Raw genomic sequence first — 17,319 nt, forward strand, 5'->3', positions numbered from 1 at the left:
ATCACTATTATTTGAGGAACATATTCTTGACCCGAGGAGCTTTCATCAGTTCGTCATAGTGAAAGGAGCTTCCGAGCGCAGAAACATCATGCCAATACAGCATCTCTTCGATCTGCTGGGCTGTGCTTTCGAGCACATACGTTCGGCAGTTCGCGCACTCGATCGCGGGTACGCTCAAAATCTGTACAGCCATCCTCCCGTCCGGCATGATCCAGTAGCAATCTTTTACCCCTTCACGGACATCTTCCGTTTCACACCACATGCATTGCATAAGCTCTCGGCCTCCTTCATGAGATATCAGTTGCGCAGCTGCTGCTGCCTAATAACGAAGCAAAATGCATGCCAACTTTGGACCAACAACACAAACTATTGCAAGGCTAATCTAACGGATCGAAGCATATAACCATGTTAAGAAGAAGGGGGGACTGCGAAATGCCAAATGATCGGCCAATATCCCGCATGGAAGTTGAAGCCGGCAGCGATTATACGGTAAGCTTTTGCCTCGATTTCATGAACAAAAGATTGCGGGTAGACGACTATCAAGGCAATGTCCATGCCATCTACGAGCGAATAGCTGATGTAGCCAAAAGCCACGCGCTGACCAAGGTATTTATCAAGTCGCGGGAACAGGATTGGCAAACCTTTTTAGGAAAAGGCTGCATGTTGGAGGGCATTTATAAAGGATATTTTCATGGCATGGACGCTTACTGTATGGCGTTTTATTACGATCTGGGGCGGCGGAGCAGCGATTATTGGATGGAAGAGGATTGCATTTTGCGCCAAGTGCTAGCGCTTTCTCGTAAGCCCGCACGGCCCGATGTACCGGAACCCTATACCCTTCGATTAGCCTTGCCCAAGGATGCGGAGCAGCTGTCGCACTTGTACAGCCAGATTTTCCAAACCTACCCAACCCCTATGAATGATCCTCTCTATGTTGCAAAAACCATGCAGGAAGGGACGATTTATTATCTCGTCGAATCGCAGGATGAGCTCCTTAGCGCCGCTTCTGCTGAAATCAACACGGTGTACGCCAATGCAGAAATGACCGATTGCGCTACGCTGCCTGCCTTCCGCAACAAAGGGCTCATGAGACTTTTGATGCATGCTTTGGAGGATGAATTGATCGCTCGCCAGATTACTTGCGCGTACTCGCTATCCAGAGCTCTTTCCTTCGGCATGAATGCCGTTTTCTATCAAATGGGCTATGGGTATTACGGCAGGTTGACGAAAAACTGCGATATCTACGATAAATATGAGGATATGAATTTATGGGCCAAGACCTTGATCGGGCCATGACCCTCTTGTATAACTATATGCGTTTCCTTCTCAGGGAAGAAGGAATGCCTAGCTCCTCCCGATATTTCGTCACCGTGCGGCGCGAGATCTGGATGCCTTCCTGCTTCAGCAGCGCAACCAGCTTTTGATCCGAGTATGGCTTAGCAGGGTTCTCACCACGAATCCACTCCTTTAATTTGGCCTTAATACGCTCAGAGGACGCTGCATCTCCACAGTCTTGAGGCAAGCCTGATGGGAAAAAATGCTTAAGCTCGAAGATGCCCCAAGGTGTTTGGGCATATTTGCCTGCCGTAGCGCGGCTTACTGTTGATTCATGCATGCCGAGCTTCTCGGCAATGTGTTTCAATGTCATCGGTTTGAGATAGGCCGTCCCTTTCCAAAAAAACTCACTCTGTTCCTCTGCGATGGCCTGAGCCACGCGAAAAATCGTCTTACGGCGCTGCTCCAAGCACCTTAAAAAGAACATCGCCGATTGTAATTTGCCGGTTAAGAAGCAAGCGGCTTCGTTTGCATCTTTTCCCTCCTTTACAAGTCGCTCATAATAGCCATTCATCGATAGCCGGGGCAGCGCTGCCTGATGAGTGAATACCACAAGCCGTTCGCCCGACTTTTCAATGAGGACCTCTGGCATAATATAGTGAATGGGTTCTGTATGAAAAGCAGCCCCGGGCCTGGGATTCAAACCTTTGATGACGTCCACGGCTGCGTGAATTTCTTGCGGAGAAGCTTGCAGGCGCTGCGATAGTTTATGAATGTGGTAATCGGCAACATCCTTCAGATGATGGCGAATGAGTATGGCGACAAGCGGAAAGCTTTCGGCCAAAGGCAGTACCTGCAAAAGCAGGCATTCCCGCAAATTTCTCGCCCCCACGCCAGCAGGCTCAAAGCTTTGCAGAATAGTAAGAGCTCGCTCCGCCAGCTCACGCTCCACTTTCAAAACATCCGAAATTTCACATATCGAAGGACCCAGATAGCCATTGCTATCCAAATTTCCGATCATAAAAATGACAATTCGGCGCACGGTTTGCGGCACCTTTTTCAAGAAAAATAACTGCTCCTTCAGATGCCTTTCAAGGGTTAGCTCATTCGAGGCGGCATGGTAAAGCGGATCATAAGGAGCGTCGCCATGCCCCTTGCGATTAGGACGAGAAGGCGCAGGGCCACCGACCGTTTGCTCGTTAACAGCGGCGTATTCCAATACCGGATTCTCATTCATCTCCTGCTGAACAACCTCCAGCAATTCGGGTGTCGAGAGCTGCAGAATCGATATGGCTTTGCGCAGATGCGGTGTTAGACGCATTTTCGCCGACTGTTGTTGGAACATTCCGTATCCTGGGCGCATGAACATCATTCCTTTAGGTTGTTGCTATAGTGTATTCACGCAAGGACGAACGTTTGCCAATCCATCTGTAAACAGCAAAAAAGCCCGTAAAGAACCTTTTACGTTAAATCTATTGAAATTTCATAGAATACGTATAGAAAAATAGAAATTGGACGAGTCTAGTAGCTATAACTCTATTAACTTTTTGAGGAGGAGCTATGATGTTTCTAAGAATTTTGTTTACGACTCTGACAATTCCTTTGTTAGTTAGTTTATGGATTGCAGATAAAGCCTATTCCTATCCAAGCAGCGACGAGTTCACGGATCTACCGCAATCTTACAGTCTTGTAGTAAATACATCTGCCGTTGAACCTGAAACCACCACCACGACTACCGTGCCGCCGACAACGCAGTATCAGGTTAACCAGGGAGATACCTTGTTCAAAATCGCTCGTGATTTTGAAGTCGATGTGAATGACCTAATGGCCTTCAACGGTATTGGCGATCCGCGCGGGCTCTCAATTGGACAAACCCTGAATATCCCATCAGGCGTAACAGGAACAGGTGCCACAAATACACAGCCAAAAATCATTAAAAAAGTAATCAACACCACATTGACAGCCTATACGGCAGGATTCGAATCGACTGGTAAAAAGGCGTCCCATCCCATGTACGGCATCACCTTCAGCGGGTTAAAAGCCAAAGAAGGGCGGACAATCGCCGTCGATCCAGCTGTCATTCCGCTAGGTTCCACCGTATTCATTGAGGGGATCGGCATTCGCAAAGCCGAGGATGTCGGCTCGGCGATTCGCGGTTCGCGAATTGATGTGTTCATGAACGATTTGAGTCAAGCGCAGGAATTCGGCGTGAAGAAAAATGTGAAGGTTTATTTGCTGGATCGGGAGAACATTTAGGCCCGCTAGAAGTGCGGGAGTTTAGTTTGTGAGAGCCATGATCGGCGTGTGCGAGCGATAGTTGTCGTGGAGTGAGCGATGGTTGTCGTGGAGCGAGCGATGGTTAATGAGGAGCGAGCGGTAGTTCACTAGCATGGCAGTTGGGGAACTACAGGCCGTTATTTCGCTGAGAATGAGTAGTTCCCACATGTGAGGGGAATTACGATCCGCTATTTTGCGGGTTTCACCCGAAAAACATGCCCTGGGGGTCGAATAAGGGCCTGTAGTTCCGCTAGCTGAGGAAATAGCTCGATTTCCTCAAAATAAAGGACTACAATTCCCCCCAAGTGAAGCCATAGCGAAGATTTCGCTAGGTTTTTGAAATTTGTTATTGGCAGGTAGGTTGAAAGTTGGCTGTATGGTGGAAATTGGCTGTATGTGGAAGTTCGCTGTATCTTGAATCGTGTGATGAGATGGTGCAGGATTGGTAAAGTAGCTAACAACAAACCCTGACGGAATATGCTCCGTCAGGGTTTTTATGCTTTCCTACGAATACGAAGCAAGCTTATGAAAAACAACGTTCATCTCACGCAGCCCTTCATGCAGCGTATCGATGGATACATCGCGAATCATGCATGCATCGTCCAAAGCAATGGCAGCAGCAATCCCCGCTGCCTGCCCTAGCGCGTAGCAAGTAGGCTGCACACGCATAGAAGACATCGCTACATGAGTAGCGGATATGGAACGGCCCGCGACGAGCAGATTTTCCACCTCTTCGGGCACCATGCAGCGATAAGGAATATCGTAGCCGCTGACTTTGCGCTCGTCGGTGGTTTTTTTGCCATCGGGACTGTGGATGTCGATCTCGTAATTCGTCTGGGCGACCACATCTTGGAAGCGGCGGCCCTCCACCACATCCTGCTCAGTCAGCGTGTAAAGCCCCTGAATCTGGTTCGTCTCCCTCACGCCAACCTGATTGGCCACATGGGAAAGCGCATAAGTCTCAAATCCGTTCCGCTGTAAATAATGCACGATGGAAAATACTTGTCGCAGCGCCTCCGTTTCGGCGTAATTGATGTCCTTGATTTTGGCGCCGTTGCCTTTGACCCGAGTCATGTTCACCAGGAGCTGACCATCCTTGTTGCGCTCCCAATACAGATGGCGTCCCTGCGGCAGATCGGACACCTTTTCATAATAATAGCAGCCTTCCGGCAGAATCGGAGTAACGGGCTTGCCTGTGTTTTGCATCATAAACATAAGCGTCATCGGCTGGGTCAGCCCATCACCGTCTCTTCCCGACGTATGAGGCACTCCGGCATCCAGTGCGACTCTAGCATCCCCGGTGCAATCTATGAATTGCTTAGCTTCAAAAGCCTTCAACCCTTCACGTGTAGACGCAATCACAGCTTCTAGGCTAGCTCCATCCTTGACCGTCCCAACAAATTCGGTATGGTAGATGACCTCTACGCCTTCTTTTTTCATTTTCTCATTTAAATAATGCCGCAGTTCAAAAGGCGAATATTGCGGGGCAATAGACGTATCATGATGCTCCGGCAAATATTCGGCCAGCACCTCTGCAATCATCTCACGATAAATACCCGTTACGTTCCCAATCGGCATAAAAATACTCACATTGCCCAGGGTGCCCATACCGCCAAGTTGGCCTGATTTCTCCAGCAAAATGACTTTCTTGCCCCTTCTTGCCGCAGAAATAGCAGCCGCTGTTCCCGCAGGTCCCCCTCCGATAACAACAATATCAGCGCGATCATAAGTCTCAATTTGTCTTTGAAAATCATACGTCCGTTTCTCACTCATCTTCCGCCTTCGCTCCCTTCTATTTTGGCCCATGCTTCAAATAGTTTCTTGCGTTCCTCCATGTCAAAATCCGCAACCTGCCGCACATAGTCCAGGTCCTCGCCAAATAATTCCGGCGTCCATTTGCGTCCGAACGCGGCATGCGTTACTTCATCGGCCCAGTCATAGTCCTGGAACCGCTCCATAAGCGGATGTTTCGCCTCATCTCGGCAAAACTCATATTCAGCGATCTTGCCCGGACGGCGCATCGCTTTTTCCTCAAAGCCAATGCTCAAAAGCGCGTAACGCTGCGCCGGCAGCTTATCGATTAACGGATCATAGCCGCCGACATACTGTCGCAGCGCCATCCAATCGATACCCTCCGCCTCCATCGCCGCTTGGCCGAAAAGGGCATGCCGCACTTCATCCCACAGATGGCGAGCCAAATCCTGATAGAACTCCCATGGCATATGGCGTTGATCATAAATGACGCTCGCCACGTTCTCCACGGCGGCCATTTCCTCTTGCCTGGATTTCATCATATCCAGCAGCTTGAGTCGAATCGGGTCACCCAGCTGATTCGGTATAGCCGTGCGGCCGAGGGCCGGAGGTCCCATCCGTTTGGCATCCCGGACGGCCTGCTTCGGCAGCTCATACGTCTTGCCCGATCGCCAGCGTGCAGGTACCTGATTCGAGGCGCCCTGCTCGCCCGTAATGCCGCCCGCCGCATCCAAATAATCGCCGATTCGGCGCTTGAATTCGTCGGCTTGCTCCACAGATTCGCCTTCTCTTTGCAGTTCGCGGATCATGCTCTCTCCCCACTCCATCTGCTCGCGCAAATCCGAGGACAGCACCTTCAGCAGGCGAATAGTCGGATAATCCACGAGCTGCTGGGTGTCTGCGATATGCTGCGTATACGCTTTCAAGAGTGCGGGCTTTATCACGCGATAAACCCCCACTAACAGCTCCATGTCGCTCTGCGCCTGAATCAATTCCTCGAAGAGCAGCGTCAGCGTGACGTTTGGTTCTTTTTGCAGCATCAACGGGGAGGTTCTAAGCTCCAAAATGCGCGCTCGAAGAGAGCCGACCGCCTCGGCATCCTCGTAAAGATGCTTGCCCAGCGCAGCTTTTAGGTGCCAGTGACTTCTTGCCGGAAGTTGCCCGGCCGCACAGCGGAATAACCGTTCATGCATATATTTGTATCTCCGCAGCAGCTTCGAGTTCATCTCGACGCTGTATTTGCCGAGGTCATACGGACGAAGTATGCCTACATACGCTGTTTCGGTCATAGCAGCCTCCCTGTAACAAAGTGTTGTAAAATCCATGACTTCATTATAGGGGAGCTGTGAGCGTTTGACTTTGTCAAAATGCATAGTAAATGTATCAAAACGTCTTTTTATTGATGACGTCTAACTTGACTTGGCGGGTATCCAAAGCGAAGCCTATACATCTTGGAAAAATGGTGAACACTCGAAAATCCGCAGCTGTCCGCAATATCCTGAAGCGGCAAATCCGTGCCACGAAGCAGGTCCGTTGCGTAATCAAGGCGCAGCTTGAGCAGATATTGATGAGGGGGCACTCCAAATTGCGAGCGAAAATGCAGGGAGAAATAAGAGCGGGACATAAGCGCCTTATGTGCCATTTCCTCCACAGTGAGCGGTTCCGACAACCGGTACTGCATATAGGCGGGCACCCAGCTAAGCAAGGTCGAGCGGTTATGCTCGGAGGTATCGCGGGTTGTATATTCTTTTAACAATTCCAGAACAATCTCTGTGGCGTGCACCTGTGCTTGAAGAAGGTCCAGCGCGTTTTTGCGGCTCCAGTGCGCAATTGTCTGCTGCAATGTGTCGAGCATCCATTCGTGTCTCGAAAGCTTTAATATATCGGGGATGGAGATATCCGCAAAATTTTTCAGACTAGGCTGCAGCGGAACCGCCTCTGGGTTATAGCCGTGATCGATGGGTACAATCATTTCCGGACGCGCTTCGACTAGGGAGGGAAACAACTCCATATGCAGTGACATTAAACTAAGTGGCGATTCGGATTCCATTTGATGCACGATTCCTGGCTGCACGAAGATGAACTGACCCTGATTCACCCTATAGAGCGCCCCTTCTACTTGAAGGCGAAAGGACCCTTCCTGCACGTAAAGCAGCATGTAGTCGGTGATGATTCTCGGTGGCGTTTTCCATTGCTGAAAATGCAGCAGGTCCGCATAGCGAATGTACGGCTGCAGCTCTTGATTTAAAATCGATTCGGCGGACATGCGGATTCTCCGTTCTAAAGAGAGTTTTACTGATGATTCTATTGTAAAAGAATAAAATAGTGTTGCCAACGATCCTCTATAGACTATAATAAAGTCAAAATTGAGGATCAAGGGGCGACGTCGATGCTGCAGACCGTTACTGGACTTATCCATGAAAAAGAAGCTGGAACCATACTCGTTCACGAGCATGTGCTCGTTGGATTTGTTGAAGATGGCAAGTTAACTCCGCAGGATTACGACCGAGATGAAGTTGTGGCTTCCATCTTGCCGCTGCTGCTGCAGTTGAAGGAAGCTGGCTGCTCTACATTTGTGGATTGTGCGCCGGAATATCTGGGGCGTGACCCCTATGTTTTAAAAGACTTATCTGCCAAGTCTGGTCTGCATCTCGTGACGAACACCGGCTTCTATAAAGCACCTTATTTACCGCCTTTCGTTTATCAAGCCACCGAGCGGGAGCTGTCCGATCTATGGATTCGCGAGGCGCAAAACGGCATTGGAGATAGCGGCGTCCTCCCTGGCTATATCAAAATCGCCTTAAACGACGGAACGTCGATCAATGAAACGCAGCAAAAAATTTTACGTGCTGCTATTCGCACCTCCTTTGAAACCGGATTGCCGATTCAATGTCATACCATCGGTGGGGATACCGCCTTACATGCGGGCGAAATTATGAGAGAGGCCGGCTTCGATCGAGAGCGCTTCATCTGGGTGCATGCCCAAACTGGCAAGGAATTGGCCGTCCATCAACGATTGGCAGATGAGGGCATGTGGATCTCGATCGATTCCATTCTGCCAGGCACCTATGACAAGCATGTGGAATTGCTGCAGCAGCTACGGAATCATGGCGTAAGCAGCGAGCAAATCCTGCTTTCTCAAGACACGGGCTGGTACACGGTTGGCGAGGAGAAAGGCGGTAATCTTCGGCCTTATCATCATCTGTTGACCGATTTCCTCCCCTATGCCGCTCAGCAAGGTTTGGACCTGAATTGGCTTCAACAGTGCGTTACCCGGAATGCTTATCAGGCGATGCGTATACGTAGCTAAAATGAAAAAAACCAGCAGCCCTTGGACTTGGGCTTGCTGGTTTTTTCGTTAAGGGAACTGGAGTCCGCTATTAAAGTAGAATAAGGGTATTCCCCATTCCGAGGGATCTACAAGGTCTTATTTGATCAATTAGCTCGATTTTCGGCTGTAAATCTACAAATAGCGCCCTGTAGTTCCCGCTAAGTGAAAAAATCTCCGCTTTCAGGGCAATAGGGTCCTGTAGTTCCGCTAAGCCTTTGGGGACTCGCTAGTTATAATACCCAAGCGTCCAAGCTCTCGAGATGAGCTTCGCCCTTCTCGGCAAAAAGCTTGATACCCAGGCTAGCCGCCGCTGGGTAAATACGATTGGTGACGGTTTTCATCCCGTCATTGGCGAAGAGCTCGACCGATGAGCGGTCGAGGAACATATGCAGCTTCACGCAGCCATCCTCCATCGGCGCCAACTGCACTTCGCTCACGCCCGCTTCACCTGCGCCGGAGTGCGTGCGATCCACGCTGAGCTTTCGGTCAGCTGCCGAATAGGTCACCTTCGTATATTCGGTGCCATCCTCCGAGCAGCGAAGCAGCAAGCCGAATTCCGCAGCATCGGCGGCTTTCTCCACATCAAAAACGGCGATTAACTCAAGCGTATCGCCATGCACACCCGGCAGCGTCAACTCTGTATCCGCGCTAATAGATAGACCATTCACGCGTTGATGAGCTCCGCGTAAAGCTGTAAGCTCCGCCACGGGTTCCATCCGCAGCGTACCGTCCACGTTAAGCTTTAGCTCACGTGGCAAGGTAAAGGCGCCCATCCAGCCCCGCTCCTGCTCGGGCATCTTGGCGCCCCAAATGTTCATCCAGCCCTGGAGAATACGTCGGCCCTGCCCGTCTATGAACGTTTGCGGGGCATAGAAGTCGAACCCGTAATCCAGCCGCTCCGCATAGCCATAGGCGAATTGACCTGTCTCGTAGTTCAACTTGCCGGTTAGGTACATCGTCTTCGTCGTTCCCATATTCATCGGGGAAATAACGAGCACATGGTCATCCCCGCTCCCTAACGGGAAGAGATCCGGACACTCCCACATATCCCCCATCGTTCCGTCGCTCTCCGCAGCTACTCCGAGGTAACGCCACTCCCGTAAATTTTCAGACGTATACAGCAGCGCTTTGCCCAAGCCGTCTTTCCCGTATCCGACCACCATATACCATGCCTCTGCATGCTGCCAAACCTTCGGGTCCCGGAACCCGAGTCCGCCTTCCTCCGGAGCCCCTGCGATGATCGGATTGCAAGCCTCTTTGCGGAAGTTAACTCCGTCCGTGCTAGTCGCGAGACACTGCACCTCCACTGGTGTGCGTCCATCAACATGCCCTGTATAAATTAACGTGAGATCACCATTATCGTCCACAGCGCTACCTGACCAGCAGCCATGGCCGCTATTTTCTCCTGCGTCATAAGTTTCTGAAGGCGCCAACGCTACCGGGAGATGCTCCCAGTTCACCAAGTCTTTGCTTTTGGCGTGTCCCCAGTGCATAGGTCCCCATTTGGCTTCATATGGATAATGCTGATAAAACGCATGATACTCATCTTTATAAAAAATAAGACCGTTCGGATCATTCATCCAGCCTGCAGGAGGCATCATATGATAGCTGAGCCTATAGCTGTCATCCTCAAGACCTTCCACCTTTTGCTTCAAAAATGCATTTGCTTGCTCCACTCGTTCCTCATGAGTCTTATTTCGCTCTGCACTTACTTGCTCTACTAGCTCTTCATTTCCCTTGCTGAGTCCTGGATTTGTTTGCTGATTCATCATTTCTCCTCCTACCTCGAGATATGCCTGCAACCTACAAATGTACCTTACTCACCAATTCTCTATCAGTCCCCTGTTAACCTTTTATGCAACATAGAGCCGCCCCATCCAATTAAGACCGGGCGGCCATAGCTTTGGTACCATCCCCAACCGCATTCGACAATTCGTGTCAAATTCAACCCGTTTACAACGTTACTAGCTTTCTTCATAATTGGTAATGAACTACCATTAATTCCCAAGGAGTGATACGATGTCAAAGAAAATCTTAATTCTTACCGGTGATGCTGCAGAAGTTTTAGAGGTATATTATCCTTATTTCCGTGTATTAGAGGAAGGATATGAGGCTGTTATTGCTTCACCGACGAAAAAAGTGCTTCGTACCGTCGTCCATGATTTTATCGAAGGCTGGGAGACCTACACAGAAAAGCCGGGGCATCTGCTGCCGTCGCACATCGCTTTTGCTGATGTAGATCCAAGCCAGTATGATGGACTTATCATTCCTGGGGGCCGAGCTCCGGAGTACATTCGATCAAATGAACATGTTCCGCGCATTCTTCGCCATTTTCTTGAAGCTGACAAGCCGCTCGGTGCTATCTGCCATGCTGCGCAAGTATTTTCCGCTTTAAAAGACAACCATTACTTTGAAGGCCGCACCATGACAGCCTACTCCGCATGCCGTTTGGATGTCGAGCAGCTTGGAGCTAAGTATGCCGCAGACACGCTTCATGTGGACGGGAAATTAGTTTCAGGTCACGCGTGGCCTGATTTGCCAGGCTTCATGCGTGAATTTTTGAAATTACTCGCTAAATAATCTTACATAAATGAAGGGGCCGAAACTGTGAAGTTTGGGCCTCTTTACCATTTCCTCCCTCACTAGAGGGAACTACATTCCTCTATTTCCCAGTAAATCAGCATCATGACCATCGCGAGGGAACTACAATCCCCTATTCGATCCTCCTCAGCTCAAATATAGCCATTTCAGTCCAAATAGCGGCCTGTAGTTCCGCTTACTCATCAAAATCACTGATTTTGACAAAATAGCGACCTATAGTTCCGCTACAGGAAGAATTCCAGCCTCTCCCAACAAAAAAAGGGGCGCTACCCAAGTAGCGGCCCCCACAAACTCAATTACTCAATGAGCAACAAGCATTGATAACCGCCGAACGAAACATCCTCCATATTCGCAGCCTGAGCAGCATATCTGATCTCCGAGACAAGCACATTCTCGCGCAGAACATGATCAAAACGCTCAATCGCCGCTTTCAAGGGAGCATCAACGTGCAGCGTCAGGATTACACGTTTCTCAATCGGCAAATCAAGTTTCTTGCGATAATCTTGAATCCCGCGGATCACCTCGCGAACAAGACCTTCCTGTTCCAACTCCTCCGTTATGGCTGTGTTCAACGCGACGTTGATTTGGTACCCCGCCGCGGAGGCAAATCCTGCTTTCCCCTGCTTTTCCACAAGCAGCTCATCCAGCGTAAGATGAATGGCTTCCCCCTCAAAGGTGACATCCAAATAGCCGCTGTCAACGACCTGTTTAGCTTCAGACGCAGAAAGCTGTTTCAAAGCATTTTGTACAGGACCAACGAATTTGCCATACTTCTTGCCAGCAACTTTCAAGTTCAATTTCAACTGATAGTCGACGAAGGTGCTTTCGCTCTGCTCTAAGCGAATATGTTTCACGTTAATTTCATCTTTGATGATGTCTTCAAACCGGCTCAAATTAAACTCACGGTCCAGCGAAACAATGATCTCAGACAGTGGCTGGCGTGTTTTGATTCCGACCTCGTTACGAATGTTGCGCGCGAGCTCAACGATTTGCCGTGCGGTGGCCATATCATTTTCAAGTGTCGCATCGATTGCGGCTTCATTCACTTTCGGGTAATCGGCCAAATGAACGCTTCCTTCACCGCCAAGATTGCCGAAAATATCCTCCGCAATGAGCGGGATATAAGGTGCTACCATCTGTGCTAAGGTGACCAGGACTTCGCGCAGTATTTGGTACGCAGAGACTTTGTCCTCCGTCATTTGACTGCCCCAGAAACGGTCGCGAGAACGGCGAATGTACCAATTGCTTAGCTCATCAACAAAGGCTTCCATATGCTTGGCTGGGTTCAGGAAATCATAATCCTCCAGCCCCTTCAAGACGTTCTGAAGGGTCGAGTTCAATCTAGAAAGCACCCATCGATCTAATTCGTTCTTGGAAGCTTGCTTCGGATAGTCTTCGGCCTTATATTGATCAATCATGGCATACAACGAGTAAAAAGCGTGCGTATTATTGATCGTATCTACGACTTTAGACTTCGCTTCGGTCACAATCTGCTTCGAAAACCGCTTACTGTTCCACGGCGCACTATCAGCAAGCAGAGCCCAGCGGAAGGCATCCGCACCGAATTCCTCAATGATTTCCCAAGGGTCGATAACATTCCCTTTACTCTTGGACATCTTCAGACCATTTTCATCCAAAACATGACCGGTTGAAATAACCGCTTTGTAAGGCAATTTTCCGTTATACAAGGTAGATACGGCCATCAAGCTGAAAAACCAGCCCCGTGTTTGGTCAATGCCTTCGCAGATCATATCGGCCGGATACTGATCTTCGAACAGCTTCTCGTCACCGAATGGATGATGATACTGGGCGAACGGCATCGAGCCGCTATCGAACCACACATCGATCACTTCCGGCGTCCTTACCATGGTTCCTCCGCAAGAGCAGCGCAGTTTTACAGCATCCACATAGGGTTTATGCAGGTCCAGACTGTCATCGATGGGTGTGATGGATTTCTCATACAGGTCTTTCCTGCTGCCTGGCGCATACTCTGCCCCGCAATCCTGACATAGCCAGAGGTTCAGCGGAGTGCCCCAATAGCGGTTTCGGCTGATATTCCAATCGACAAGCTCCTCAAGGAATTTCCCGAAACGGCCCTCCCGGATATGGGAAGGGTACCAGTTCACTTGGCTGTTGTTCGCAAGGAGCTGGTCTTTCACAGCCGTGGTTTTGATAAACCAGCTTTCCATCGCATAGTAGAGGAGCGGAGATTTACAACGCCAGCAAAATGGATAGCTGTGCTCATAACGTTCCTTAGCAAACAAAAGACCGCGTTCTGACAAGCTTTTGACAATATCCACATCGCAATCTTTAACAAAACGCCCGGCAAAATCAACTACCTCATCGGTATACCGTCCAGCAAGATTCACGACATTTACGAAATCCAGGTTATGCTGGCGGCATGTGCGGTAGTCATCCTCCCCGTGTGCAGGCGCGATATGAACGATACCGGTACCACTCGCATCACTTACGTAATCCGCATCGACAACCATATGCCCGCGATTCACAGAGATATAGCCAAAAGGCGGCTCATAGGAGGTTCCTACGAATTCCTCCCCTTTGTGCGTAGACAGGATTTCATAGTCCTCTTTTAATACTTTTTCAGCAAGGTTTTTGGCAATGACATAGATTTTACCGTTCTGTTTGGCTTTCACGTAGTCAATATCCTTGTTGACCGCAAGCGCAACGTTCGCTGGAAGTGTCCATGGGGTGGTCGTCCAGGCAAGGAATATTTCCTGCCCTTTCGTGCTGCGAAACTCCGCTGTCGCGCTCAAATCTTTGACATCTTCATAACCTTGAGCCACCTCATGCGAGCTAAGCGTCGTCTGGCAATCAGGACAATAAGGGCTGACCCGATGGCCTTTGTAGAGGAGTTCTTTTTTATGAATTTCGGATAAAATGTGCCAAACACTCTCGATATAATCATTCGTTAATGTAACATAGGGATTATCCATGTCTGTCCAGTATGCGATTGCTTCTGTCAGTTCCCGCCATTGTTTCTCATATTCGAACACGCTGTCTTTGCACTGTTGAACGAATTCGGCTACTCCATAATTTTCAATTTCTTGTTTCCCCGAAATACCCAACTGCTTCTCCACGCCAAGCTCGACGGGAAGACCATGTGTATCCCAGCCGGCTTTTCGCACAACGCGGTAACCTGACATTGTTTTGTACCGGCCGATAAAATCCTTAATTACACGTCCGAGCACGTGACCGATATGCGGCTTTCCATTGGCTGTAGGCGGCCCCTCATAGAAGACAAAGTTCGGTTTGTCACTCCGATGATCGATAGAAGCGCGGAATGTTCCGTTTTGTTGCCATTGATTCAGGATGCGCAGCTCGCGGGTCCTTGCTTTTTCTTTGACATCCACTTTTCTCATACAGGACATCCTTTCCCTTATTAGAATAAATACAAAAAAATCCCGTCCCCTAAGGGACGAGATTGTATCTCGCTATACCACCCTTGTTCCGATTGATCCATAACTAGACCCTCGGTACCTCCGTCTACGTACCATCATACGCGCCCCATGTAACGGCAGGATCCCGGGTCAGCTTACTCCAGTGGCTTCAGCTTTCCTTCTCGGAGAGGATTTTCGGCTAAGTCTTGAACGTTGGCTTTCAGCACAGGACCAACTCTCTGGGGAACAAGGGATTAGCTTACTCGATCTCGTCAATGAATTTACTCAGAACATTCAGTTAACTCATTTCTACACCTTTTTAGATGAATTGTCAAATGAATGACGGAAAAAGGGCTCACGGCCGAATCTTTATTTATATCCAGACTTTACCAAGAAGTTTTCCTCCGCGGATGGGATAATGACTGTATCCGTTAATTTAATTTGAGGTGGAGGTAATTATCGTGTCAACGTTTACAATTCGCACGATGCGGCAGCCTGATGATTATGCAGCGGTCTCACCGCTGTTGAATCTGATCTGGTCAGAGCCGACAACGGCTGAACGACTGCAATCAGACGAGGATAGCATTCCTCCGGGCAAGCTGCATTACAATGACGATGGTGAGCTGATGGGATGGGACCGTCCCAAATGGGTGGCGGAAGATGAACACGGGCGAGTGGTCGGTTACGCGATTTGCTGGCGAGCACCATGGACGGAGCCCGGAGCCTTAAGTCATACGCTTGTTGTTCACCCAGAGAATCGCGGGGTTGGGATCGGAAGAGCCTTATTCGATGCGCTTCATCAATGGGCTGCTAAGGTCAAGGCTACACGATTAATCGACTACATGAGGGAAACGGATGAGAGATCGCTTGCTTTTGCGCAGCGCCGTGGCTACATCAAGGAGCGGCACACGTTCGAATCCGTGCTGGACTTGGCAGCGTTCGATGGCGGTTCATTGTATGACGCGATAAACAAAGCCGAGCAAACGGGGATTCGCTTCATTACATTAGCGGAAGAGCCTGTGGAAGCTGGTGAGAACAAGCTTTATGAGCTGTATAAAATCACTCATCCGGATATTCCCGGCTACTCCGGCAGCTTTCCATGGTTTAATGAATGGAAAAAATGGACCCTCACGCAACCCGGTGTGCGTCCGGAGTGGATTCATATCGCCAAGGATGGCGATCGTTACGTTGGCGTTGTCACGCTCCAACAGAACGAACAAACACGGGCTATGTATCATGAGTATACTGGTGTGCTTCCCGAATACCGTGGCCGCCGCATAGCACTCGCCTTAAAGATGCTCGGTATACAAACCGCCAAAGCATGCGGTGTCCCTTATTTAAGGACACACAACGATTCAATGAATGCACCCATGCTGCGAATTAACCGTGATCTGATCGGTTTCCGTGCGGAAGCTGGGAGTTATAAGATGGTGTGCGAACTCAAGTGAGGACCCTGTGCGAGGAAACTTGAGGTTTGGAGGAGAGCTTGCAGGATTTCGTGTGGATCCATTCCTTATGATTAACGCCGATTTCTCCTGCTATATTCTGCAATTGTTCCACCTTCAGCCCAGTAACTGGAATTTCTCCAGCTAATCCGACCAGATTTAGCAGTTTCCATCCGCAAATCGAAGATTTAGCAGGAGCTTCTCCCGCTATTCCATTCCCCGAGCCTTCGCATTGCAGATTAACGGTAGATTTTCCTGTTATTTCCGGCCACTAGATATCGTAACAGTATCTGATATAACGCCATGCTACCCCTACAATAAAAAGCGCGTTCACCCTATGGAGTGAATGCGCTTTTTATTAAACGTCCATGTTTACCCATGAACCCTTAATTTCTTTTTAATTTTAGATGCAAGCAATTCAAGCAAGATAGCAAACGCAAGGATGAGATATGTAATAGCTCCGATTTCCTTCACATCATAATAAAAGGAACTGGCCATGAACATATCGAACCCGATGCCCCCTGCTCCAGCTGCTGCCCCCATAGCCAATGCGACAGCGAAGTTGATCTCGAATCGCATGAACGTCCATGAGATCAAGTAGGAGACCGACGATGGCAGCACAGCCTGAAACACGATTTGCCACCAGTTGGCGCCACTCGCCTTCAAGGCTTCAATGACCCCTTTGTCCAGTTCCTCGAAGGATTCCGAGTACGCTTTGACGAGATAGCTAATGGAATGGAAAGTCATTCCGATGACGGCCGCGACGCTTCCAAGTCCCGCTGCAACAGCAAAAATTAAAACCCATAATACGGTTGGAACTGCCCGAATAAAAGCAACTCCGGCTTTAATAACGATAGAAAGTTTAGGATTAGATAGGTTGCGGGCTGCCAATAAGCCCAGGAACAGGGCGATAATTGAGCCGAACAACGTCGTCAAGAACGCAAGACCTAGTGTAATGGTCAACTGTTTAATGGCCTCGAAGAAGGTGATATGTTGAAACATCGGCTGAAAAAACATGGTTTTAACCGTAAGGGCTGTCGAGAAGACGGCTTCTACAAGGTTAATGTCCTTATAGTCAAAAGTAGCAAATGCAAACAGCGTCAATAAAGCCAACGCAGCCAGTGTCAGACGGATCACAAAGGATTGCTTGTTAAAGGGTTTCTTGGGGTACGCACTCTTGGTGTGATCCCAGTTGGTGTCTTTGCTAGAGACAGCTTTCAACGATTCCTGAAGTCCCATT

General features: G+C 49.4%; 13 protein-coding genes and 1 other annotated feature. Of the genes, 5 read left to right on the forward strand and 8 right to left on the reverse strand.

From position 1 onward, the window contains the following. Window positions 1-7: 7 nt before the first annotated feature. Entirely contained in the window at window positions 8-271 is a 264-nt protein-coding gene (locus AC58UW_RS32040; RefSeq protein ID WP_497424558.1) for a YokU family protein, read from the reverse strand. A gap of 161 nt (window positions 272-432) precedes the next feature. On the opposite strand from AC58UW_RS32040, the gene ablB reads away from it, so the two are divergent. After that, window positions 433-1,296, forward strand: a complete 864-nt coding sequence (ablB, locus tag AC58UW_RS32045) for a putative beta-lysine N-acetyltransferase (RefSeq protein WP_497424559.1) — start codon at window positions 433-435, stop codon at window positions 1,294-1,296. A 13-nt stretch (window positions 1,297-1,309) separates the two neighbouring features. Here ablB and rpoN read toward each other — a convergent pair whose 3' ends face one another. Continuing rightward, window positions 1,310-2,620, reverse strand: a complete 1,311-nt coding sequence (rpoN, locus tag AC58UW_RS32050) for an RNA polymerase factor sigma-54 (protein ID WP_497424560.1) — start codon at window positions 2,618-2,620, stop codon at window positions 1,310-1,312. 218 nt (window positions 2,621-2,838) lie between these two features. Between rpoN and AC58UW_RS32055 the strand changes: the two genes are divergently transcribed. Continuing rightward, window positions 2,839-3,531: a 3D domain-containing protein gene (locus AC58UW_RS32055; RefSeq protein ID WP_497424561.1), complete on the forward strand. Its 693-nt coding sequence runs from the start codon at window positions 2,839-2,841 to the stop codon at window positions 3,529-3,531. A gap of 525 nt (window positions 3,532-4,056) precedes the next feature. Here AC58UW_RS32055 and AC58UW_RS32060 read toward each other — a convergent pair. The 3 genes from AC58UW_RS32060 to AC58UW_RS32070 are packed head-to-tail and all read right to left on the reverse strand — an operon-like array spanning window position 4,057 to window position 7,570. After that, window positions 4,057-5,325 (reverse strand): FAD-dependent oxidoreductase, encoded by a 1,269-nt coding sequence (locus AC58UW_RS32060; RefSeq protein ID WP_497424562.1) that lies wholly within the window; start codon window positions 5,323-5,325, stop codon window positions 4,057-4,059. Further along, the gene (locus AC58UW_RS32065; RefSeq protein WP_497424563.1) at window positions 5,322-6,677 is read right to left on the reverse strand and encodes a hypothetical protein; all 1,356 of its coding nucleotides are present in this window, start codon (window positions 6,675-6,677) and stop codon (window positions 5,322-5,324) included. The genes AC58UW_RS32060 and AC58UW_RS32065 overlap by 4 nt, the downstream gene beginning before the upstream one ends. 23 nt (window positions 6,678-6,700) lie before the next feature. Beyond that, window positions 6,701-7,570: a helix-turn-helix domain-containing protein gene (locus tag AC58UW_RS32070; RefSeq protein ID WP_497424564.1), complete on the reverse strand. Its 870-nt coding sequence runs from the start codon at window positions 7,568-7,570 to the stop codon at window positions 6,701-6,703. Window positions 7,571-7,693: 123 nt separating this feature from the next. Here AC58UW_RS32070 and AC58UW_RS32075 point away from each other — a divergent pair, with 123 nt between their 5' ends. Further along, complete coding sequence (locus AC58UW_RS32075) at window positions 7,694-8,614, forward strand: phosphotriesterase family protein (protein WP_497424565.1); 921 nt, start codon at window positions 7,694-7,696, stop codon at window positions 8,612-8,614. Window positions 8,615-8,865: 251 nt separating this feature from the next. Here the strand turns inward: AC58UW_RS32075 and AC58UW_RS32080 are convergent, their stop codons facing one another. After that, window positions 8,866-10,404 carry a glycoside hydrolase family 32 protein gene (locus tag AC58UW_RS32080; RefSeq protein ID WP_497424566.1) on the reverse strand — a complete coding sequence of 513 codons (1,539 nt, stop codon included), beginning with the start codon at window positions 10,402-10,404 and terminating at the stop codon, window positions 8,866-8,868. 250 nt (window positions 10,405-10,654) lie between these two features. On the opposite strand from AC58UW_RS32080, the gene AC58UW_RS32085 reads away from it, so the two are divergent. Beyond that, on the forward strand, window positions 10,655-11,215 hold the full coding sequence (locus AC58UW_RS32085; protein ID WP_497424567.1) for a DJ-1/PfpI family protein: 561 nt from the start codon (window positions 10,655-10,657) through the stop codon (window positions 11,213-11,215). 317 nt (window positions 11,216-11,532) lie between these two features. Here the strand turns inward: AC58UW_RS32085 and ileS are convergent, their stop codons facing one another. Next, window positions 11,533-14,616, reverse strand: coding sequence for an isoleucine--tRNA ligase (ileS, locus tag AC58UW_RS32090; RefSeq protein WP_497424568.1), 3,084 nt, complete (start codon window positions 14,614-14,616; stop codon window positions 11,533-11,535). A 49-nt stretch (window positions 14,617-14,665) separates the two neighbouring features. Next, window positions 14,666-14,919 (reverse strand) — a binding site (T-box leader). Between the two features lie 176 nt (window positions 14,920-15,095). Here ileS and AC58UW_RS32095 point away from each other — a divergent pair. Beyond that, the gene (locus AC58UW_RS32095; RefSeq protein ID WP_497424569.1) at window positions 15,096-16,082 is read left to right on the forward strand and encodes a GNAT family N-acetyltransferase; all 987 of its coding nucleotides are present in this window, start codon (window positions 15,096-15,098) and stop codon (window positions 16,080-16,082) included. Window positions 16,083-16,451: 369 nt separating this feature from the next. Here AC58UW_RS32095 and AC58UW_RS32100 read toward each other — a convergent pair whose 3' ends face one another. After that, entirely contained in the window at window positions 16,452-17,318 is an 867-nt protein-coding gene (locus AC58UW_RS32100) for a PhnE/PtxC family ABC transporter permease (protein WP_497424570.1), read from the reverse strand. Between the last annotated feature and the right edge of the window lies 1 nt (window position 17,319).

It is taken from the genome of Paenibacillus sp. J22R160 (assembly GCF_059692135.1).